Consider the following 20,226-nt stretch of genomic DNA (forward strand, 5'->3'; position numbering starts at 1 on the left):
ATCAGTACTTTGTTCAAAGTAGTTCAGATAAAGTAAAGGGAACAAAAAAGAGCGGAAAGGGGTTTCCACTCTTTTTAAAAGAAAACTATAATAAGTTTTTAAGGACAATTTTTAATGCTTTTACATAATTATCACTAAAATCACTAGTTCCCTCCACTTTTATACTTATAGGACGTAAACCTGCTTTAATCATATCCCTTGCTTCATCAGGATGGAGATTATTTTGTATAATAAAATGTTGTCCTCCTAAGTTTTTAAAAGAGTTATCATAGATATCTTTGAAATATTCGTCATCAAATGAAAAACCAATGAATAAAAGGTTTTTCGTTCCCATAATAGCATTAAGATAAGATTTTATTCTGTCATCCTTATATAGCTTCTCATAGTCTTCTTTAGTTATTATCATAGATCTAGGGGATCTTAAATGACCATGTAAATGTAGAACAATTTGTTTTCCTTTGTTAAGTAATTCATGAGCGTCTTCGATTTGATCTAGTGTATAAGGGTATGTATCTCCCTCTTTATAGTCTATCAAAGAAGAATCATAATTAGTTGTTATGAAAAATGCAGGTTCTAAGTTAATAATATCCTTTATATTATGATAATTTTCAGCCAACCCACTTTTATACTTAGCCTCGATTTGACGTACTATATGTTTTTTTATATCTTCATCAGTTGAAAGGTTTAAGGTGTTATTTTTAAGAACATCGATTGCTCCTAAATAGTCTCCTTTGTTAATACGTTTGTCAAATAAATCTCTATCTTGTTGTTTTAAAGAACCACCCATTCCACGCAATAAATTTGGCCAATTATCTAAACCCAAAGGAAGTGAAGTTCCAGCTCCGAGAAAAGGTATAATAGTGTCTATAGTATCTTTTAATTCATAAAAGATACCTAAGAAATGGTCGTCAATTACTGATTTTAATATTTCTTCATTTCTCAAATTAAGTTCCTGACTTAATTCATTTTTCAGTTTGAATAAATCTGTTATTTCATGCACAAAGGTGTTTTTTAACAACTGATTGCAATAATCACAGTGTGTAGTCTTCAGAGGATAGATTTCTGTTTCTTCTCCACAATCACATTGTATGTATTCATCAATATAACCACTACTTTTTAATGTGGAAAAGAGAATTTCAACATCATCCTGTATATTCTTTAATTGATTTTTTCTAAAAAAGTTATTTTTAAAAGTGTTTGATATTTTGGTCAATAGAGCTACTGCTTCTTCTTCACTCATCGACAGGTTTAAGTGAACGTTGTTTATTAAGTTGTCTAACGACATAGTTTATTATCTCCTCATTTAGTGGTTTTTTAGGTAAGAATACTATCTTGAAATATTTTGAGGTGCTATATATAGTAGTTTGTATAACGTCAATATCTTTTTCGTCAGAAAATTTCGTATCCGTAAACCATGAAATGCCCCAATGTTCTAGTTCCTTTGCTCCTTCAAAATTTATATATAAACTGTGAAACATATCACTTTGAGATACAGGGTGTTTTGAACTTGAGGAGCGAGTGGAGCCTGTATTAGAGTTGTTTCCCTTGAATTTTAATTTAGTCGTATATCCAATCAAACTTAGCTTTTTAGCCTTTTTCACTAATTGTTTAGCATCAAATTTGTTACTAATATAATTTGATAATAATAAAGACTGAATATTTTTCACTAATTCTTCCCGATCTTGTTTTCCTGGACGTTCGTTTACTGTATATAATTTTTTCATATAATTATTAACACTCTCAACTATTGTTGTGTAAGCTTTATCAGTTACTTCTTGTCTAACATCTTTAAGTAAATCTTCATCAAGTTTCTTGCAGATTCTATACATCGATTCTCTGTCACTGTCTCTATTTATAACGATAAAATTACCAAGCAATTTTTTTATTATTCGTTCCTTTACATAATTATAAAGTTTGCTGATTGATCTATTATAATCACTTGTATTTTCATCTGGCTCTTTTATATTTGGAATGTTTCGAATCAATATTAGACAGGATCTCTCTATAAAATTAACCTCAATACCAGCAATGAAATACTTATTTTTGTTTTTCTCATTTTTTACTGTTTGAACTAATAAAAGCCTTGCTTTTTGAATTTCACCATTGTTTTCCACGTAATCTAAGCCACCAATAAATGTTGATCCAGGTACAGTGATATTTAACGCATCCATTAAATAAAAACCATCTTTATTCATGTACCTTCGAAAATTTGTATGAATATTTGAGTCAGTTTTAAATTCACCTAAAATTTTATCCATATTTTGTTTGAAAAGGTCTATTGATAACTTGTTAAATGTATGTACGTATACATTTTTTAGATGGCTGTATAATATAGATTCAAAATATATCTTATCAACAATTTTTTTGGAACCCCAATCTTCTTCATTAACTATATATTTATAAATATCCTCGATATTTTTTTTGTCATTTACTTCAAATCCAGCTTTAATTACTGCTTCTTGAAAAAGGTTAAAGTCTACATATTCTTCAAATAGAGAACCACCGTAAAAGTACTGGATATTTTCTTCCTGGCTGAGAGTTGTCTTCATTAAGAAACCTCCAAAATCCCTTGTTTGGTATAGGAAGATTATAACACAATTCTGACAAAAGAAGGCACATCAAAACTTTATGTTGCAATATATAGGGAGAGGAAATGAATATACGAGTAGAAGAGATGAATGAACAAAAGCTTACGATAATATGTATTTTCGATGTAACAGCCTAGTGGGTAGATGACCTGGGATGTATGTCTGTTTTGGATCAGACGTTATGTCTGCCCTTATTTTGTTTGCTTTATAATCTGTCAAGACACAAAAGCCTTACAATAACCGCAATAAAGACGAAAAGAATAATTTCTTCAATAGACAATTCGTACCTTTTTACATTTTAACTTTGTAAAGAAATGTCCGATCTGCCATAATACAATTAATGTAAATATTCCAACAATTTAGTGGAGATGGGGGAGCTTTCTTGCAGCAGGGTTTTTTAAAGAGAAGCAAAATTCCATATGATTTGGTGACAAAAAAACTAAATGCTTGGTACATGGCGATAAAGAGTGATTTGGTTGAGGAAGCAGAACGAATTAAAGCTGAAGCTGAAGCTGAACTAGCTAATATGGAAGAAAATCAAGATGCTCTATTATATTATCAGCTGCTAGAATTCAGACATGAAATCATGTTGAGCTATATGAAGTCAAAGAATATGGATAGCTTGGAAAATGCATATGAGACGCTAAGGGAAATTGAATCCCAAGGTCAATTAACCGGTATGTTGGAGTATTATTTTTATTTCTTTATGGGAATGTATGAATTTAGAAGGAAAGAACTGACTACAGCAATAAGTGCTTATCGAATCGCGGAGAAAAAGTTGTTTGAGGTGGAAGATGAAATTGAAAGGGCGGAGTTCTTCTTCAAAGTCGCCCATGTGTATTACTATATGAAACAAACTTATTTTTCTTTAAATTATGCCAATCGGGCGCTTAAAATTTTCAAACAGTACGATGCGTATGCAGTTCAAACCATAAGATGTCAAAATATAATTGCTGGTAATTTAATTGACTCTTTGGATTATGAAAGAGCACTAGATGTGTTTAGAGACACATTGCGTATAGCTGAATCAGTTGGAGCGGATTACTTGATTGGTATGTCTCGAATGAATATTGGTATTTGTTATGATTACATAGGTGAATATGATAAAGCCGCTGAATATTTACAAACGTCATTAGAGTTTTTTGAAAAGACTGAACATATATTTTTGACAAAAACATTGTTCAATATAGTCAACGTTAAAACAAAACAGAAAGCTCTGTCTGAGGCTTTACCTTATTTAAAAAAGGGACAATCTGTTGCAAAGAAATACGGGGATTCAGAATATGAAGCAAAGTTCAAGATTGTAGAAGGACTTTATTTTAGTGATGATGAATATTCTTTAATTGAAGAGGCCTTTTCGTATCTGAATGAAAAAAGAATGTTCGGAGACATTGAAAATTTTGCAATTAGAGTAGCGGATTATTTTTATGAAGAAGGGGATTTATCACGTTCCACTGAGTATTATCGACTGAGTATTGAAGCGAGACGAAAAATAAAAAAAGGGGAGATTATTAATGAAGATCAGCCGGACTTTGTTTACAGTCATTTTATTGGGTAGCATAGCAGGAGTGGTTTTAACAAATGATGTCCCTGTTATCAAAGCTCCTTTTCATGTTGCTGATGACAGAGTAGGTGCTTAGTGAGTTAGATCAAAAAAACAAATTTGTAGACAGAACAGATTCGTCTATCATACCATAGCATAACAAAAGGGATAGTTCATTCTTACTGCTTGTTATCTCTTTTGATTACTCTATTGGAACCTATCTAAGAAAACCATACCAATATGTTCTGGTATGGTTTTTTTTGATGTAATTATTCAATTCCGAAGATACATTTATTTTGAGAATTGTAAAGATTAATCTTCCCAATCCTCATCTTCGTCTAAGTCCTCTTTACCTTTTTCTAATCGCTGAAGAAAAAATTCAAGAAAGGTATTTGCAGCAGTAAAGCCATATCCTTCATGGTTATCCCAAAGAATAACTGGACACTCTCCATCTACCATCCTGTTTGTATCAAGGCAATAAGAGAATTCATCAATATACTCTATAACAACAAGACCTGGTATAAGATCGTAAAATGTTCTGTATTCTTTTGTTTGCTCAACAACTTCAGCGCCTTCAGAGTCATAACCAAGGATCATTGTTCCGTATGCACCACCAGAACCATACTCTTTCAAAAACCATTTATAACTTTCTGGGAGAGAAACTTCAAGTTCTTCTTCTATCTCATGAATCTGTTTCTCGCTGACTCCTCCAGTGATAATAGAGAATTCTTTGTTTTCTTCTAAAAACTTTTGTATTGTTGAGTAATCCATAAAATTCACCTCTTACTGTTGTTTTTCAAATTGTTGTGCTCTCCATTTCCAATATCTCTTTCTAAAACTGTCGTATTGAGCAGAAAGTTCGGGATTGTTTCTAAAACTTTGCCCGTTTTCCTTTAAGCCATGGAGAATATTGTGATATTTTTTGTGCAGGCTTTCAGGAACTTCAACCATTGTACCAGGTTCTTCTTGGATTAAATGATGTAGGTTTATTTGTGTTCCATCCTTTGCAAAAGGTGCATTGCCAAGTTTCATTAATTGAAGATTTGTTTGGCCTTTACGATTTTTTTGATTGAGGTCTATATCTTTTAACATATACACTTTTCGGCTTACGTCTTTTATATTTCCTTTAGCTTTCACTTTTCCTTCTATTTCAGCAGCAGTATATTTTTCTTTATTTAACCAAGGAACATCAATGTATTTCCCCGTAAAAGGTTTTCGAGTTACATCAGCTACCTTCTTGGAAAACTGATGAAATGATTTTTTATAACTCTCCCCATCAATTGTGTTGAAAGGAAAAGTCCCTGAACCACCAGCCATTGCATACTGTTGTTCAAAAACATTTGGTATTTTAACATATTCAATACCTTTTTTTATTCCTGCTTTTGAAACTTCGAGCGTCTTAATTGCAGCAACTTTTGAACCGGCTTTTGCAACTTTGGATACTTTATCAATACCCTTCGGACCAACTATTGCAAGAACAACAGTGCTGCCGACATAGGACACCCATTTTGCCCTGCTGTAGCTATCTCCATTAATCATATCACGTTGGAAAGTGTCTTCTATGTCTTTTGCTATGATCTTATAAGTATCGATTGGATGTAAGACTGCGTTCACCGTTCCAGAAAGCGTTTCAATAGGGTGCATTGCAAGTTGATAGAGACCCATCACGGTATCTTTACCGGCTTCATATATTCCAACTGCAATACCTTTTCCAATTTCAGCTTTTTGTTGGAGTTCTTCGAGCTGACGGAAATAAACTTGCTGGTCAGGCTCCAAATTCTCGTATCCTATTTTCTTCGCAATTTTTAAATACTCGTCAGGGTCTGTTACCTTTACAAGCTGTTTTTTCAAATCTTTAATTTCGCGTTTTTTAGCTTCCTCTTTTTTGATCTTTAAATAAGCTTCAGACCGCTTTTCGATATCGCCTTTTTTCTTATGGATGTCACTCTCACGATAAGCTTTGGCATTATAATGTATAGGTGAAGCGTTTTTGCCCTTACCTGTTGACTCCTGTAACTTTTGAAAGTCTGCTTTAATAAATTGTTCGTTAGGTTCAGTCATTGCATATTCAGTTTTTAAGTTCTCGTCTGTATCGCCTATTTTCTCAATAGTTTTTTTTCGTTTGTTTTCGGCGGACGAGAGCTCATCCTTAAAAGCCTCTGTTGAAAATAAATCAAGTGGAAGAATGTCATCAATATCACTCAGTATATCTTTCATTGCTTTCTTCTGCTCGGACATAATTGCTGGTGATTTTCTATATGCGTTTGCCAGTTCGTGTTCTAAGAAGGATTCTTCGATATATGCATCAGATAAGTTGGCATCTTCCAGAATACCGGAGATACTAGTAAGGAAAGCGATTTTCATATCAATTAAATCAATCCATTGATCAGCTACACCGGTGTGATCGTGAAAAAATGCTTTAATATTGTTTGCTCCCTTCCCAGAGAACTCACTATCATCAAGATCAGCAACAGCCTTAAATGCTTTTTTCAAATTAATCATTTGATTTTTCAACTCTTTATAATCGTTTGCTCGGTTTTCAGCTTCAGATAACAAAGACCTTGCTTCAAATACTTTCATTGGACAATCCTTTCAGTAAGTTTATATCTAAATATTACCATGGATAGGATGTGAAGTTCGAAAAAAATGTTGAAGAAGAGGTAATGAATTGAATGTAATGAGATTTGGAGAAGTGGGGAAGTAAGGGGGGTTTTTTACTTACCAATTATTAACCATAATTCATTCAAACCTATAGAAATGATGTAATGTGGTGTTAGAAAGTGTAATGAAAACAAGCTTTCATAATCAGTGATAAGGATTTACTATGTTGAGGGACTCGACTTAGATGAAGATACCAAAACATTTTGGTATCCTTTTTGTTTTGGAGTTTTATTAAATCTCCTTAGGAGTTCATGACTTGGCACCAAATACAAGTCATGAGATGAAGGCGTTCTTCCATTACAAATGCACAATTAGTTACATGCCACATAATATAAATTATAAAAAGCCACTTTACCTTAGGTAATGAATTGGGTTGGTTCAGATTGACGAACTTTATTATTAAAAAGCTAAAAGAAATTCACAATTTTCTATGTTTTTAAAATAAAAAAAACCTTTATTTTCATTTCATCAGAAGGTATAGTATCTAGAAATCTTGGATTAGGAGCAACTGGCTATATACTTTATTTCTTTAGTTTTTGGATATTCTAACGGAAGTGGCAGCAATGACATGTCGAATAGCCGATGCTGACAGGAACCGGATTGTTTTCGAGTTTGCTTTTTTGAAGGGTTTTTCTCCCCAGGGTACCACTTCACAGGGGTATGAGCATGTTGAAGTAAGTATGGAGACTTCTCGGCAATTAATCTATTGGGTTTATTGTTAGTGGGCATGGGATCACCTTCTTTCATCTTGTTGGTATTCCTTCTTACTGTACCACAAGTATTGGAATTAAATACTTTCATTTAATTATGACCCTAGACGTTTGATTTTTAAAAATACAATTTATTTTGTTTTGATAAAGTTGTGGTTTTTAAAGAAGATTATGAACTTATAGAGCTATAACTATAAAAGCCCTATAAATACACTAGAAATAAAGATTGCTGTGTCGATGGCGGGCTAAGATTAGTCTTAATCCGGTTTCCTTTAAATTGGCTTCCTTAAAATGCACATTTCCACAACGAATGAATAGGATATTATCATGAAAATTTAAAACTTTGTGGGGATGAAAAAATGTACTATATACCTTTTCCGCATCAATATCCTTATTTTGTGAATGTGCCAATATATAACAATGGAAGGTCTGTTTATTGGACTATTTCAAATGAGATGGAGCAAGCAAACAGATTTGGTTATTTGCGCTCTTTACATGAAGATAGAAACCTTCTCATTATAGATAGTGGACCAAAACCATTTGTTGTAAATATCAATAAAGCAACAAAACAAAACAATACGTTTCGTACTGCGTTATGGACAGGAAAACATTTTCAAGTCACTTTGATGAGTCTTGGTATTGGAGAAGATATAGGTTTGGAAATCCATCCTAACGTCGATCAATTCTTACGGATTGAGCAAGGTCGAGGGATAATTAAAATGGGTAAGAGTAAAGAAAATTTAAACTTCCAAAGAAATGTCTATGATGATTATGCTATTGTTGTACCTGCTGGCACTTGGCACAATGTGATTAATACAGGTAATATCCCGTTAAAACTATACTCAATTTATGCTCCTCCTAATCATCCATTTGGTACGGTTCATGTGACCAAAGCAGATGCAGCGACTGCGGAAGATGAGCATAGGTATTCTACAGAAGGCTGAGCACTCTAGAATCCGGCATGGTTTGAAACCACGTAAATTAGGAATCACAATTGTTTTTAATGCAATTGAATTCTTTACAAGAGTGGTTCTATGCAGGTATGCCACAAAGTTGCTAAGCAAATCAGCTATCCTGTGTTAATTGTAAAGTAATTGATTGAACAAGTCGATTTAAAAAATGGCTTGTTTTTTATTGTGGTAATTTTTTGTTGAAAAGTGCTTTTTAGGCTATGAAGAGAAGATAAAAACCGCCTTGCATAGGCAGGCGGCTACAGTGATAGTCGTTTGATTTTTTTGATTCAACTTATTTTATGCTTAGTTAGGGATTTGGTGTCTCTTTTTTATTTCCCCTATACGATAAAATTGCAGTTTTTAAAGAAGAATAAGAACCGATAGCGCCATAACCATAAAACCAACCCATAAATAAACCAGAAATGAAGCTGTGCCGATGACTTATAAAAACAGAAATCATTATACCTAAAATAAGGGCAATGGATGGGATGAATTTCTTGGGGACCTTCAAAAACACTTTGATGATCTGGGTTATAAAGATCACTGTCGGAACTGCTATAACTGCATCCCAAAAATTAGTATGAATGATTGGAAAATCCATAAGTCACCTCATAAATTCAAAATGTTTATACAAAAACATATTATGCACATGAAAAATAGATCATATGCAATATATACTTTTAAATCATGGAGAAGAACTTAAAGTGTTTTAGTAACATTTTGGTCTGAAAATTGACTATTTATAGCTTTTGTTTGGCTTATAAAGTTATATTCGATGACAATCCCGGTATTTGATCCTCCGGAACCATAGACGGTTTTAGACACTGATAAGGGACTTATGGATATTGCACCTCCAACATTCACTACTCCATTTCCAGAAACGTTATTAATATTAATCGGCAATCCTTTCATTAATTTCACCCCTCTTATTATTAGTAGTAATTATAGTATTCAGACTGAACATCAATAGATTAAACTAAATGAAAAAAAGTAATAAAAGTCTTTTCTTTCTGAATCTGCATATAAATAGACGCCCTATTTAATGGGCGTCTCGATTAGAATGACCTTTAGCTCTCTCATATTTCTTCTATGTATTAGTATTCAATCATACATTTCTTAACGTACGCTCAGTCAGCAACAATGCAGGAACTGTTAAAAATTGTGGAGTTGGGTGTATATATTTGTTGAGTTTGTTGTAAATTATTTCAAGAGAGATACTTATAGTTGATATCTAAGAATAGGAGCAACATGAAAATGATTGAGGTAGAGGTAATATTAAGGACGATAGCTTCTTTTGGTGTATTGTTAATTGCGGCACGTTTTTTAGGCAAACAGACTATTTCTCAAATGACAATCTTTGATTTTGTTGCGGCGATAACACTAGGAGCTATCACTGCTGGCATGGCATACAATACCTCATTAAAACCGCATAATATGCTCATTTCATTTGTTTTTTTCGTTTTAACTATTTTTCTTATTTCATTTCTGTCAATAAAGAATAGGAGGCTAAGAAAATTTTTTGCTGGAGATCCTACAGTTCTTATTCAAAACGGAAAGATATTAGAATCAAATATGAGGAATATGCGCTATACACTTGACTATTTGAATCAACAATTACGCGAAAAAGAAATCTTCAATATAGAAGAAGTTCTTTTTGCTATCCTTGAAACAAATGGTAAGTTGACTATTTTAAGAAAGCCGCAATTCCGTCACATCACTAAACAGGATTTATTTATAGCGGTACATGGTGAACATAGACTACCGATAGAACTTATTATGGATGGAGAGATCATTGAGGATAATTTAAATCAAAATCATCTTACAACATCTTGGCTTCTTACCGAATTAAAAAAAAGAGATATAACGGTAGAAGAAACTGTGTATGCGGTGTTGCTGGCTAATGGACATATCTATGTGGATAAATATAAAGATCATATATCTGTACCCATTGATAAAGAGTGAACAAGTTATTAGGACATTAAATACCTTTATCAAAGGCAACTGTTTCGATTTGTCTTGGGTAAGAGATATGAAGTAAGCCATTAGAAAGCTGCAGCTGCAATAAATGAGATTCGGTTGATTCCGGCAGTTTAATGACTCGCTCAAACTCGCCATAAAACCTTTCACGAAGCACTTCCATTTCAGCCGGGAAAACTGGTGTTACAATTCCTTTAATCAAAAGTTGGGTTTTAGAAACTAAGCGAATCGATAATTCTTCTTGGAATACGCCAGGCATTTCCACAATAATGTAGTTGGACTCTTCATCTTGAAAAAGATCATAAACGAACATACGAGTTTCTGATTCAAAGAAATGTTCCGGGGCTTTTTGCTTTAAAACATTTGACCAAAAATCACTTTGCTTATATTCATTGGTAATCTCAAGCCATTTTCGGATTTTTTCTATATCCATACAAAAGCCCCCTTAAATTTGATTTGCAATAGGTGCAGAAGGATTTCCGATCTGGTCTTGATCACTGACATCGGTATCCAGATTGCCGGTGTTTAAAAGCGAAGAAGAAGGCGAAAAATCCCCTAAAGAAAAGTTTGCTCCGAAATATTTGCTGTTCGCTGTATGGCTGTTTTGCAAAGTTGGACCGATATCAATATTTCCATTTTGCGTGACTCCGTTAACTTTAATATTCGCGATATTAATTTGATTTGGCATAAACGAAACCCCTTTAATCAAAGATTGGCGGTGGTGCAATCGGAGGAGAATTAACGTTGGATGTATCAGAGTTGCCTATAGATGTCTGGTCATTTACATCAGGATCGTTTAAGAAGTTTTCCATAATTGATTCTGTAGGTGAGGTGTCACCGAAAGAAGAATTGATCCCTTGAGATTTTTGATTGTTGGTAGGGCTGTTATACGCTGCCTCGCCTATTGTAATTGAACCATTGCCCGAAATGCTATTTATTTTCAAATAATATAAATTAATTACTGTTGACGGCATCTCATCATATCCTTCCATCTTTCTGTACAGTACAGTATGCTTTACTGAACCCAATTGTTCCTTATAATATGGACTAAGTGTTATCCTAATCAAATTTCCCTGACGTTGCTGTATTTAACAAAATCGTAACAACAAGCACATACAGTTTTAATTAAAGACAAAGGGAAAATGCACTTTTTGATTTAAATGATACTTTTGAGAGTGTATATAAAGTTATTTAAGGTCCTAATATGAGTGAGAAAAAGAGGTATTTATCACGAGGTTTGGCTACTCTAATATACGTGGCACCAATGGCATGTGGGTATAGCTACCCGAGCTAGCTATACCCAATAGATACAAGAACAGGTTTGTTTTCGCGTTTCGCTTTTTCAAATGCTTCTTCTCCCCAGGGGAACTGGATTGTGAGCATGTTGAAGTAAATATGGAGACTTCTAAGCGATTAATCTATTGGGTTTATTGTTAGTGGGCATGGGATCACCTTCTTTCTTGAATTAATACTTTACCTTAGCATATGTAAAAGCGATTTTTTAAATCGCTTTTTTTGCTCATAATAATGTTAACCTCTAACTTCTTTATCAGTAAGAACTTTTAAAGCATCTCTTACTTTTAATGCGAAGTTGACAGGTTTATCGATTGATTCGAAATGAATATACATCAGTCTAGGTTTATCAAACAACCAGTGATTATGAAGCGACGTTACAATAAGATCATGTTCTCGAAGTACACTAATAAATGGATTGATTTCTTTTTGAAGAATCACCGTTTCACCACTGCATAGAGCACGGCCATCTTTTGTCATTGATTCAAATGAAAACATCTGAGGAATGAGTAAAAATGATCTTCCTGGTCTTCCTAGTACTTCTGGTTTTATATTTGTTCGTGATCTCATTACTGTACAAATTCCATTTTCAAAAGTATGCATGGTTCCACCTAGAATATCGTTGAATTCGTCACAAAGACCATGCTGTTTAATAATTTCACCATCAGTTTTTGGTTCAGCACGGACAGTTTTAGTGGTTAGAACTCTCATTGCCTCTCTCACTTTTCTTGCAAAATTCAGAGGTTTATCAATTGATTCAAAATGCATAAACATCAGACGTGGCTTATCAAACAGCCAATGGTTATGAACGGCAGTTACAATAATACCAAATTCGCGTAACTCACTCATTAATGGGTTCACTTCTTCTTGAAGTAAAACAGTTTCACCTAAACATAAAGCTCTGCCATTCCGATCCATGCTTTCAAATGAAAAGGCTTGAGGAATAAAAGGAAATGCTTCTGCTCTTCTTCCAAGTACCACTGGATGAATGTTGCTTCGAAATCTTGTAGCCGTACATACACCATTTACGACACTAGGTGTTGAATTGAGAATCCTTGCAAATTCCCTACAAAGTTGTGATGGTTCCATGCCCATTTCTTCCACTTAATATCTCCTCCTGAATAAGTTGACTACTTACTTTAAAGATATGTGGAGAAGGAAAAAATGTAACACGACATTAGCCCGTAAAAGGGGGATTAATCTTTTTAACAATGAAATTACGTTTACGAAATTACTCGATATCAACGTTAAATTAGTAACCGCGTGTGGTAAATTTTTTAATAAAATATGTAGTGGCACCAATGACATGTCATTAGCCGTCTTGCATGAGTTTTTACTAATTAAAATTTGGTTATTCAATTGTATCCCAATGCGGATTCCAAACTATTTCCCATAAGTGACCATCGGGGTCTTAGAAGTGACCGGAGTATCCGCCGCCTAAAGTGATTACTGTAATCCGTGGTTTCATTAGCAATGTAACCTCCTCGGAAATGCACAAAAACGTTATATATTTTTAGAAAACGGAATATGAGAAGATTAAGAATACCAAAGATTAGGCAGACGATAATTTTCGTCAGCCTTTTTATAATAAGGAAGAGATTAAAATTCTTAATCAATATAGATGAAAAAGCAAGGACATTTATTGTTTTGGCTCACCATTTTTTAACCATAATTGATGTAAACGTATAAAAATGAGGCAAATGAATATAAGGAGTGTAATGAAAACAAGCTTTCATAACCAGTGATATGGATTTACAATGTTGAGGGCCTAGTGGGTGAATAACCCGTGGAGGTTCAAGTCCTCTCGGCCGCATCAATGATACCAAGGGTTTGAGTCCCTTGGTATTTTTTTACGTGAAATACTATTAAGAGAAAAAGACTTTAGAGCTGCTTGATTAAAAAATAGGTGGTGTAACCGAAAATAACACGACTGCAACTTGATCAAATGGATTTTCCCACATATGCCTAAAACTTGTCGGTATTTTCACGCTATCTCCAGCCTCTAGAATATACTCATCTTCGTTTAAATACACTTTAATCTTCCCTTGTAATATATAAGCGATTTCCTCACTTTTATGTTCGAGAAGCTTCTCTGAAGAAGCAGAATTTGGTGGAACATTCATGATAACTGTTGCCAGATTTCCTTTAAAATCAGGTGATAATAGTTCATATGATAGATTATTGATAATCATTTTTTTCCTCTGATTTGGCTTTACTACTAAATTTGATGTTTCTGTGTCCTCAACAAAAAACATAAATGTGGGTATATTAAGGTTTTTAGCTAAAATTTTAAGAGTTTGAATAGAAGGATTTGCTAATCCTCTTTCGATTTGACTTAGCATAGAAGGCGTGATTTCAGATAGGTTTGCTAACTCTTTACTACTAAAACCTTTCGCTTTTCTGTACTTAGCTATCTTTTTACCAATATCTATGTTGTCCACAATGTTGCACCCCTTAAAAATTAAATTTAATTTAAGAAATTAAATGATAATTAACGATTTGAGTATTGTGTGTTAAACTATACTTAATTTATTTCAATTATAATTTATATGAGGGTATTATCACAATGACATGAGGTGAAAAAAATGGATGAAAAATGTTTGTCTGATTTAAGAGCTCAATTTCCTTTGTTACAGCAACTTACTGCTTTAGATGAAGTTTTTTGGGTTAATCCAAATATTGAAACATTTCAATCAGGAATTAAAAAGTGCACTATTTCCGAAGAAGATGTAAGAGATGCAGAAAAAAGATTAGAACGTTTCGCTCCTTATATTGCTAGTGCTTTTCCTGACACAAAATCAACAAATGGGATCATAGAATCTCCTTTAGTCAACATTCCTTCTATGAAAAAATCATTAGAGAGTGATTATCAAAAAACCTTAAGGGGAGAACTGCTGTTAAAATGCGATAGTCATCTGCCTATTTCAGGTTCTATCAAGGCTAGGGGAGGAATCTATGAAGTACTTAAGCATGCAGAAAAATTAGCTCTTCAACATAAATTGTTAACTCTAGAAGACGATTATTCTATTTTTGACAGCGATAGGTTTAGAGATTTTTTTTCGCGGTATTCAATTGTTGTAGGCTCCACTGGAAATTTAGGGCTTAGTATAGGCATCATGAGTGCAAAACTTGGATTCAATGTTACTGTACATATGTCCTCGGATGCAAAAGAGTGGAAAAAGGATTTGCTAAGAAGTAAAAATGTAAATGTAATAGAATATGAGGCTGACTACAGCAAGGCGGTAGAAGAAGGTCGAAAACAAGCAGCGATTGATCCTAGTTGTTATTTTGTAGATGATGAAAATTCAAAAGATTTATTCCTAGGTTATTCAGTTGCTGCTTCTCGCTTGGACAAACAATTAAAAGAATTAAAGATAACTGTTGATGAAAATCATCCCTTATTTGTTTATCTTCCATGTGGGGTAGGTGGAGGTCCTGGGGGAGTAGCTTTTGGTTTAAAATTAATGTTCAGAGATCATGTTCATTGTTTCTTCGCTGAGCCAACGCATTCACCTAGTATGTTACTTGGTTTAATGACTGGACTGCATGATAAAATTTCTGTACAAGAAATCGGTATTGATAATAAAACTGATGCAGACGGACTTGCTGTAGGAAGACCTTCAAGATTTGCTGGGAAGATTATAGAGCCTTTTTTAAGTGGCAGTTACACTGTCAGCGATAAACATTTGTATAAATTACTAAAGCAACTGGCAGATACAGAGGATATTTATTTGGAACCTTCTGCATTGGCAGGTATGATAGGACCTATTAAATTGCATCAGAGTGGGATGGAATATTTACAAAAACATAATTTAAAAGAAAAATTAACTAATGGCACACATATAATATGGGCTACCGGTGGTAACATGGTGCCTTCAAACATAAAAGAAGAATACTATAAAAAAGGAGAACTTTAAAGAAATCCCCACAGTTTTTATGTTCTTCTTCAAGAAAAAATGAACACATTAAATATTTTTCCATGGGTTTAACCACAGTTTTGAAGTCCCTGCGCCCCATCTTAATTCAACTCGATCATTATAAGCTATAGCATTAAGGGATATTCGATTAAGTTTATTATTATTTTCACTTGAAATAGCCAAACTTGAAAATGAACTGGGTTTTTTTGTAATCGCTTTAACATCTGCAATACTGTTTGAGGAAAAAAATAGAAAATGAAAGTAGAGAATGTAATGAAAATAAGCTTTCATAACCAGTGGATATGGTTTTACAATGTTGAGAACTTAGTGGGGGAATAATCCGTGGAGGTTCAAGTCCTCTCGGCCGCATCCCAATAATACCAAGGGTTTAATCACCTTTGGTATTTTTTTGCGGAAAATACGGCAACAAATGTACCGCATTGTGGAGTCTACAAGTGTATTGAGCACTAAAAAGTGCTGACCTCTGCACAAAACTGTTGCGCGAGTCTGCACTTTTATTCTGCAAGATACATTGCCCCTTATCATCGATTAGGGGGAGTTATTTAATCCGTTCTTAGTCCCGCTGATATTTGGCTTTTAGAAGCTTTTTTTATGTGGCTAAAACCAACAAATTTTTTGCCTTCTTCATCCCATAGGCGGAACTTTAACGACTTAAGACTTGCTGCCAGTGTGATGGTCGGAACGTTTTGCAATGGTTCAGTGTTGTTATGCACTTTTTCAAGCTTATAGTTTGGGACTCTCGGGCTTAAATGATGAACATGATGGAAACCGATATTGCCTGTTAGCCATTGCATGACTTTTGGAAGCTTATAAAAAGAGCTTCCTTCAACTGCAGCTTTTACATATTCCCAATGCTCATTTTCTTCAAAATAAGAATCCTCAAACGTATGCTGAATATAAAACATCCAAATTCCGAGGGATCCTGATATCATAAAAGTTGGCACCTGAACCAGCAGGAAGTTTTGCCAGCCAATAGCCCAACATAAAAGTGCTGCCAAAGCGACGATCCCCAGGTTCGTTACATACGTATTCATTCGTTCTTTGCGTTTTGCCCCTTTACGATTAAAACGATTGGTAATCCCGAAGACGTAAATCGGCCCAACAATAAACATAACAAACGGATTTCTGTACAAACGGTACATTATTTTTGTCTTAGTTGAGGCTTCCTTATATTCCTCAACGGTCAGTACCCAAATATCTCCTGTGCCGCGTTTGTCCAGGTTGCTGCTTGTCGCATGATGGACAGAATGGTCGTGTGCCCAATGATCAAAAGGATGCAGAGTCAGAATTCCTGTAATTGTTCCAAGGATTCGATTCGCCTTTCTGTTCTTAAAAAAGGAATAGTGGCAGCAATCATGAAAGATGATGAAGGTTCTTACTAAAAAAACTGCCGCAACGACAGAAATCGCTAATGTGAGGAAGTAAGAAATCGACAAGCTCTTATATGCCAAACACCATAACAGGAAAAATGGCACCAATGTGTTAATGATTTGACAAATGCTTTTTTGTAGATCGGACTTTTCATAAGGTGTAACCAATTTTCTCAAAGTCCTTAGGTTTTGTTCCTTCATTTTTTAAAGTTTCCCCTTCCCTGATGGTCTTAATCTAAGTATAGAAAACGTTTTATTGCCTTTAGGTCCCATCTGTCATATACCATAGTATCTTTCCCATTTATATGAGAAATTATTGGAAATTAGGTACTGATTTCCAGCTCAGTTAAATCTTTATTAGCAGAGCCAGCCGGAATACAAATGCGTATGAAGATTATACCCAGCTCTTTATCGGGCCAAACTCTCTCGTTGCTCCCCTATGGGAATCGGTTTATTTAGACCGTAAACATTGATTGTTTGAGGAACAAACATTGTTTCTAAATTAAAAGGATTTTTGAAAGTCGTAATGAAGAAAAGGAAGTTGATTTGTGGACAAGTATTATTTTTTTATGAGCATCTTGGCAAATGGGGGATACCATGAGTGACCGTTTAGAAACATCTGCAGAAACAAGGCTTTACCAGTGAACAGCCCTGCTTTTAAAAGAATATCTTGCACTTGAACATGAAACAGCTGAGCTTTTTAAAGAATTCTTTAACAATCAATAATGAAGTAAGCAAAGAAAAAGGTTTGAAGACACTCGTGATTCATTTCATGGGGTTTTTAACCATAGTTATTAACAGGCCTCTTAGACCATGTTATAAATTCGATGCAGGATTATTAACATTTTCTAGTTTGCTTAGCGCTTATGTACTGGTACCCACACGTTTAACAAATAACTCCATGGCTGAAACAATAATATTAATTTGCAATTATTTCCGTTTTGTGCTATGATAAAGAAGAATTATTTTTGTTCGGTGTAAAGCATAGTATGAATATCGACTTTTCGTCTTGATGATACTTTGGGCAAGGATAGTAATACAATGTGTGGTAACGCACTAGGAGGCAACAAAAATGGAACAAGGTACAGTTAAATGGTTTAATGCAGAAAAAGGTTTTGGCTTTATCGAACGTGAAAATGGAGACGATGTATTCGTACACTTCTCTGCAATCCAAAGTGACGGATTCAAATCTTTAGACGAAGGTCAAAAAGTAACGTTTGACGTTGAGCAAGGTGCTCGTGGAGCTCAAGCTGCTAACGTTCAAAAAGCTGCTTAATCTTAAATCGTTTATACAAACAGGCTCTTTATATAGGGCCTGTTTTTTTATGTTCTCTGTATAAAACTCATTAAAAAACCCTACTCAACGTTCGAGTAGGGAGATGGTACAAGGTAATAGAAAAAGATTTAAAGCTTCAAAGGTTTGTTTATAGTATAACATACTGGATTTACAATATGTGGAATATATATATTATTTATTTTTCTTTTCCTGTTCTAAATGCTTGGTAGCCGTAGTTCGGGACCAATACTATTTAGCGAGGAAGCAAAAAAACATTTACGAAAAATAGCCAACGTACATGTGGCGTGTGCCACCCGCCAAAAGCGTCACGCTAAACGAAGTACTGATTTCTATTAAATGGAAGTTGTCGCTATTTTTATTTTATAGGAGCAATCCATGATAAAATTAAGAAAATTTCGTCTCTTTTTCGTTGGCCATATATTATATGTTACCAACTCGCGTATCTCTTTTGTGAAAAGAAGATAAACAATTACTATTCACTGTCGCAGTGGATATAAGAAATTCTTAAAGATAGAGGGGAGATTGATTGATTTTTTTCTAGAAATAATCACTTAGAGATACCTAAAACAATGAAAGCCCTGCCTCTCTTCCATCCTTACGGCTCCTTGTCCGTTCCAGTGTGAATCAGGATTACAAAAAACAAGTGACTATTTTATCGAGTTTTTTGATAAAACTTCAAATGTTCGTTGAAGAAATTCAAATAATAAAAATGGATTAGATTGCAGGAATAACAAAAGAGGTTAATGTTCTAAAAGTAAGTTGAAGAAGTTGAACATCTTTGAAATGATTTAATATCATCTGAAAATTCGTAATATTTTTGGAATACAATACGTTATCTAACAGAAACTTTTTATTTGATTTTCAGTGATTCCTTTAATTACTTCCAGTTCACTAATCAAAAATTCATATGCATTATCCAACATTTTTTTTTCGCTTGAATTAAGTGCTTTTTCTTTCTTCATACGCATTAAATCACGTACAACTTCAGCGCCTTCTTGTATTTCACCCGTTTTTATTTTGTTCGTGTTTACTTTATACCTTTGTTTCCACGGCAGTAACCTATCTGATTCTCCATGCTGAAAAATGTGTATAATGTGTTTTAATGCAAGTATATCAGTAACTGGCCGTATACTTGAACTCAATATTTTACGCGTTGGAATCATAACTTGCATATTACTGATTGACATTTTTATGACATAATACTGTTGTTTTTCCTCTGAGTATTCTTTTTCTTCTATAGCTTCAATTATACCTGCTCCGTGCATTGGATAAACAATGTTATCGCCAATTTGAAACATATAATCCACCCCCAAATAATGTAACCTTCCTAAGATTACCACATATCCATTTTTTAATCAAATATTCAATAATAACATGATCGTATTTTTTGTGTCAATAACTTTTTGAAAAAATCAGATCCAGCAAAAATGACATCAAAACAATAGGGAATGTGTTGGATTCCAGATAAAGGAAAGGTTAATTGGTCCGTGTATATCTGAAACCTCGACTAATTAACATAGATCAGTTTTTCATTGAAAATGAGTTATTAAAGCTCCTTTAGGAATTCATGACTTGGCATCAATTTCAAGTAAGAAGTAGTTAACTAGGGGTTGTTTCAGGGATAGAAAAAGAACAAAGTTTCCTTAAAAATTAACGAGGCAAGATTATCAATATGAAGATAACTAGAGAAAAATTGGAAAAACAACAAATTTGGATATATGGTATATCTCTTATTTTCGTAGGAGATACCAGGAGTAGCATCAGCCATTTTAGTTAGACCAATGTTAGTTCCCATCGCCATCATTGCAGCGGGGTTTTGGTACTTAAAATAGATGAGTTTTTAGTGCTTTTGTTTAAAAATAACCAAGTACCATAAACGGTCGTTTTTAGAACTTG

19 protein-coding genes and 3 pseudogenes are annotated in these 20,226 nt (G+C 34.0%); 6 read left to right on the forward strand and 16 right to left on the reverse strand.

Translation table 11 applies throughout. The features are described from left to right. Window positions 1-85 precede the first annotated feature (85 nt). Both AXI57_RS21935 and AXI57_RS06775 read right to left on the reverse strand, forming a co-directional pair. Complete coding sequence (locus AXI57_RS21935) at window positions 86-1,285, reverse strand: SIR2 family NAD-dependent protein deacylase (RefSeq protein ID WP_061669634.1); 1,200 nt, start codon at window positions 1,283-1,285, stop codon at window positions 86-88. Continuing rightward, window positions 1,233-2,549 (reverse strand): hypothetical protein, encoded by a 1,317-nt coding sequence (locus tag AXI57_RS06775; protein WP_061669635.1) that lies wholly within the window; start codon window positions 2,547-2,549, stop codon window positions 1,233-1,235. Before AXI57_RS06775 ends, AXI57_RS21935 begins: the two co-directional genes overlap by 53 nt. A gap of 421 nt (window positions 2,550-2,970) precedes the next feature. Between AXI57_RS06775 and AXI57_RS06780 the strand changes: the two genes are divergently transcribed. Further along, window positions 2,971-4,146 carry a Rap family tetratricopeptide repeat protein gene (locus tag AXI57_RS06780; RefSeq protein ID WP_061669636.1) on the forward strand — a complete coding sequence of 392 codons (1,176 nt, stop codon included), beginning with the start codon at window positions 2,971-2,973 and terminating at the stop codon, window positions 4,144-4,146. A gap of 297 nt (window positions 4,147-4,443) precedes the next feature. Here AXI57_RS06780 and AXI57_RS06785 read toward each other — a convergent pair whose 3' ends face one another. The 3 genes and pseudogenes from AXI57_RS06785 to AXI57_RS06795 all read right to left on the reverse strand — a co-directional run. Further along, window positions 4,444-4,902 (reverse strand): SMI1/KNR4 family protein, encoded by a 459-nt coding sequence (locus AXI57_RS06785; protein WP_061669637.1) that lies wholly within the window; start codon window positions 4,900-4,902, stop codon window positions 4,444-4,446. Window positions 4,903-4,914: 12 nt separating this feature from the next. Continuing rightward, window positions 4,915-6,711 (reverse strand): T7SS effector LXG polymorphic toxin, encoded by a 1,797-nt coding sequence (locus tag AXI57_RS06790; RefSeq protein WP_061669638.1) that lies wholly within the window; start codon window positions 6,709-6,711, stop codon window positions 4,915-4,917. Window positions 6,712-7,346: 635 nt separating this feature from the next. Next, window positions 7,347-7,521, reverse strand: a pseudogene (locus AXI57_RS06795) (DUF255 domain-containing protein); the annotation flags it as partial. Between the two features lie 340 nt (window positions 7,522-7,861). Here AXI57_RS06795 and AXI57_RS06800 point away from each other — a divergent pair. Further along, window positions 7,862-8,446, forward strand: a complete 585-nt coding sequence (locus tag AXI57_RS06800; protein ID WP_061669639.1) for a cupin domain-containing protein — start codon at window positions 7,862-7,864, stop codon at window positions 8,444-8,446. Window positions 8,447-8,762: 316 nt separating this feature from the next. On the opposite strand, the gene AXI57_RS06805 is transcribed toward AXI57_RS06800, so the two are convergent. After that, on the reverse strand, window positions 8,763-9,056 hold the full coding sequence (locus tag AXI57_RS06805) for a hypothetical protein (protein WP_061669640.1): 294 nt from the start codon (window positions 9,054-9,056) through the stop codon (window positions 8,763-8,765). Window positions 9,057-9,154: 98 nt separating this feature from the next. Next, window positions 9,155-9,367 (reverse strand): spore germination protein, encoded by a 213-nt coding sequence (locus AXI57_RS06810; protein WP_061669641.1) that lies wholly within the window; start codon window positions 9,365-9,367, stop codon window positions 9,155-9,157. A gap of 342 nt (window positions 9,368-9,709) precedes the next feature. Here AXI57_RS06810 and AXI57_RS06815 point away from each other — a divergent pair, with 342 nt between their 5' ends. Next, window positions 9,710-10,417 (forward strand): DUF421 domain-containing protein, encoded by a 708-nt coding sequence (locus tag AXI57_RS06815; RefSeq protein WP_061669642.1) that lies wholly within the window; start codon window positions 9,710-9,712, stop codon window positions 10,415-10,417. A gap of 16 nt (window positions 10,418-10,433) precedes the next feature. Here the strand turns inward: AXI57_RS06815 and AXI57_RS06820 are convergent, their stop codons facing one another. From AXI57_RS06820 to AXI57_RS06840, 7 genes and pseudogenes are all read right to left on the reverse strand, one after another. Then, the gene (locus AXI57_RS06820; protein WP_061669643.1) at window positions 10,434-10,865 is read right to left on the reverse strand and encodes an Hsp20/alpha crystallin family protein; all 432 of its coding nucleotides are present in this window, start codon (window positions 10,863-10,865) and stop codon (window positions 10,434-10,436) included. Window positions 10,866-10,877: 12 nt separating this feature from the next. Beyond that, on the reverse strand, window positions 10,878-11,120 hold the full coding sequence (locus AXI57_RS06825) for a spore germination protein (RefSeq protein WP_061669644.1): 243 nt from the start codon (window positions 11,118-11,120) through the stop codon (window positions 10,878-10,880). A gap of 13 nt (window positions 11,121-11,133) precedes the next feature. Then, window positions 11,134-11,406, reverse strand: a complete 273-nt coding sequence (locus AXI57_RS06830; protein ID WP_061669645.1) for a spore germination protein — start codon at window positions 11,404-11,406, stop codon at window positions 11,134-11,136. A 319-nt stretch (window positions 11,407-11,725) separates the two neighbouring features. Then, a pseudogene (locus tag AXI57_RS20695) lies at window positions 11,726-11,876 on the reverse strand (DUF255 domain-containing protein); the annotation flags it as partial. An 86-nt stretch (window positions 11,877-11,962) separates the two neighbouring features. Then, window positions 11,963-12,829 carry a DUF1259 domain-containing protein gene (locus tag AXI57_RS06835; protein WP_061669646.1) on the reverse strand — a complete coding sequence of 289 codons (867 nt, stop codon included), beginning with the start codon at window positions 12,827-12,829 and terminating at the stop codon, window positions 11,963-11,965. A gap of 247 nt (window positions 12,830-13,076) precedes the next feature. Beyond that, window positions 13,077-13,169, reverse strand: a pseudogene (locus AXI57_RS21940) (VOC family protein); the annotation flags it as partial. 451 nt (window positions 13,170-13,620) lie between these two features. Beyond that, complete coding sequence (locus AXI57_RS06840; protein ID WP_061669647.1) at window positions 13,621-14,166, reverse strand: helix-turn-helix domain-containing protein; 546 nt, start codon at window positions 14,164-14,166, stop codon at window positions 13,621-13,623. A gap of 135 nt (window positions 14,167-14,301) precedes the next feature. Here AXI57_RS06840 and AXI57_RS06845 point away from each other — a divergent pair, with 135 nt between their 5' ends. After that, entirely contained in the window at window positions 14,302-15,642 is a 1,341-nt protein-coding gene (locus tag AXI57_RS06845) for a D-serine ammonia-lyase (protein WP_061669648.1), read from the forward strand. Window positions 15,643-16,205: 563 nt separating this feature from the next. Here AXI57_RS06845 and desA read toward each other — a convergent pair. Further along, window positions 16,206-17,234: a Delta(5) desaturase DesA gene (gene desA / locus AXI57_RS06850; protein WP_061669649.1), complete on the reverse strand. Its 1,029-nt coding sequence runs from the start codon at window positions 17,232-17,234 to the stop codon at window positions 16,206-16,208. A 155-nt stretch (window positions 17,235-17,389) separates the two neighbouring features. Between desA and AXI57_RS22260 the strand changes: the two genes are divergently transcribed. Then, on the forward strand, window positions 17,390-17,506 hold the full coding sequence (locus AXI57_RS22260) for a molecular chaperone TorD family protein (RefSeq protein WP_255265373.1): 117 nt from the start codon (window positions 17,390-17,392) through the stop codon (window positions 17,504-17,506). A gap of 599 nt (window positions 17,507-18,105) precedes the next feature. Then, window positions 18,106-18,309, forward strand: a complete 204-nt coding sequence (gene cspC, locus AXI57_RS06855) for a cold shock protein CspC (protein ID WP_003328189.1) — start codon at window positions 18,106-18,108, stop codon at window positions 18,307-18,309. Between the two features lie 857 nt (window positions 18,310-19,166). Here the strand turns inward: cspC and AXI57_RS06860 are convergent. Continuing rightward, window positions 19,167-19,628 carry a CarD family transcriptional regulator gene (locus tag AXI57_RS06860; RefSeq protein WP_013390398.1) on the reverse strand — a complete coding sequence of 154 codons (462 nt, stop codon included), beginning with the start codon at window positions 19,626-19,628 and terminating at the stop codon, window positions 19,167-19,169. Window positions 19,629-20,226 lie beyond the last annotated feature (598 nt).

Origin of the sequence: Bacillus atrophaeus (assembly GCF_001584335.1) — a bacterium.
Classification (GTDB): domain Bacteria; phylum Bacillota; class Bacilli; order Bacillales; family Bacillaceae; genus Bacillus; species Bacillus atrophaeus.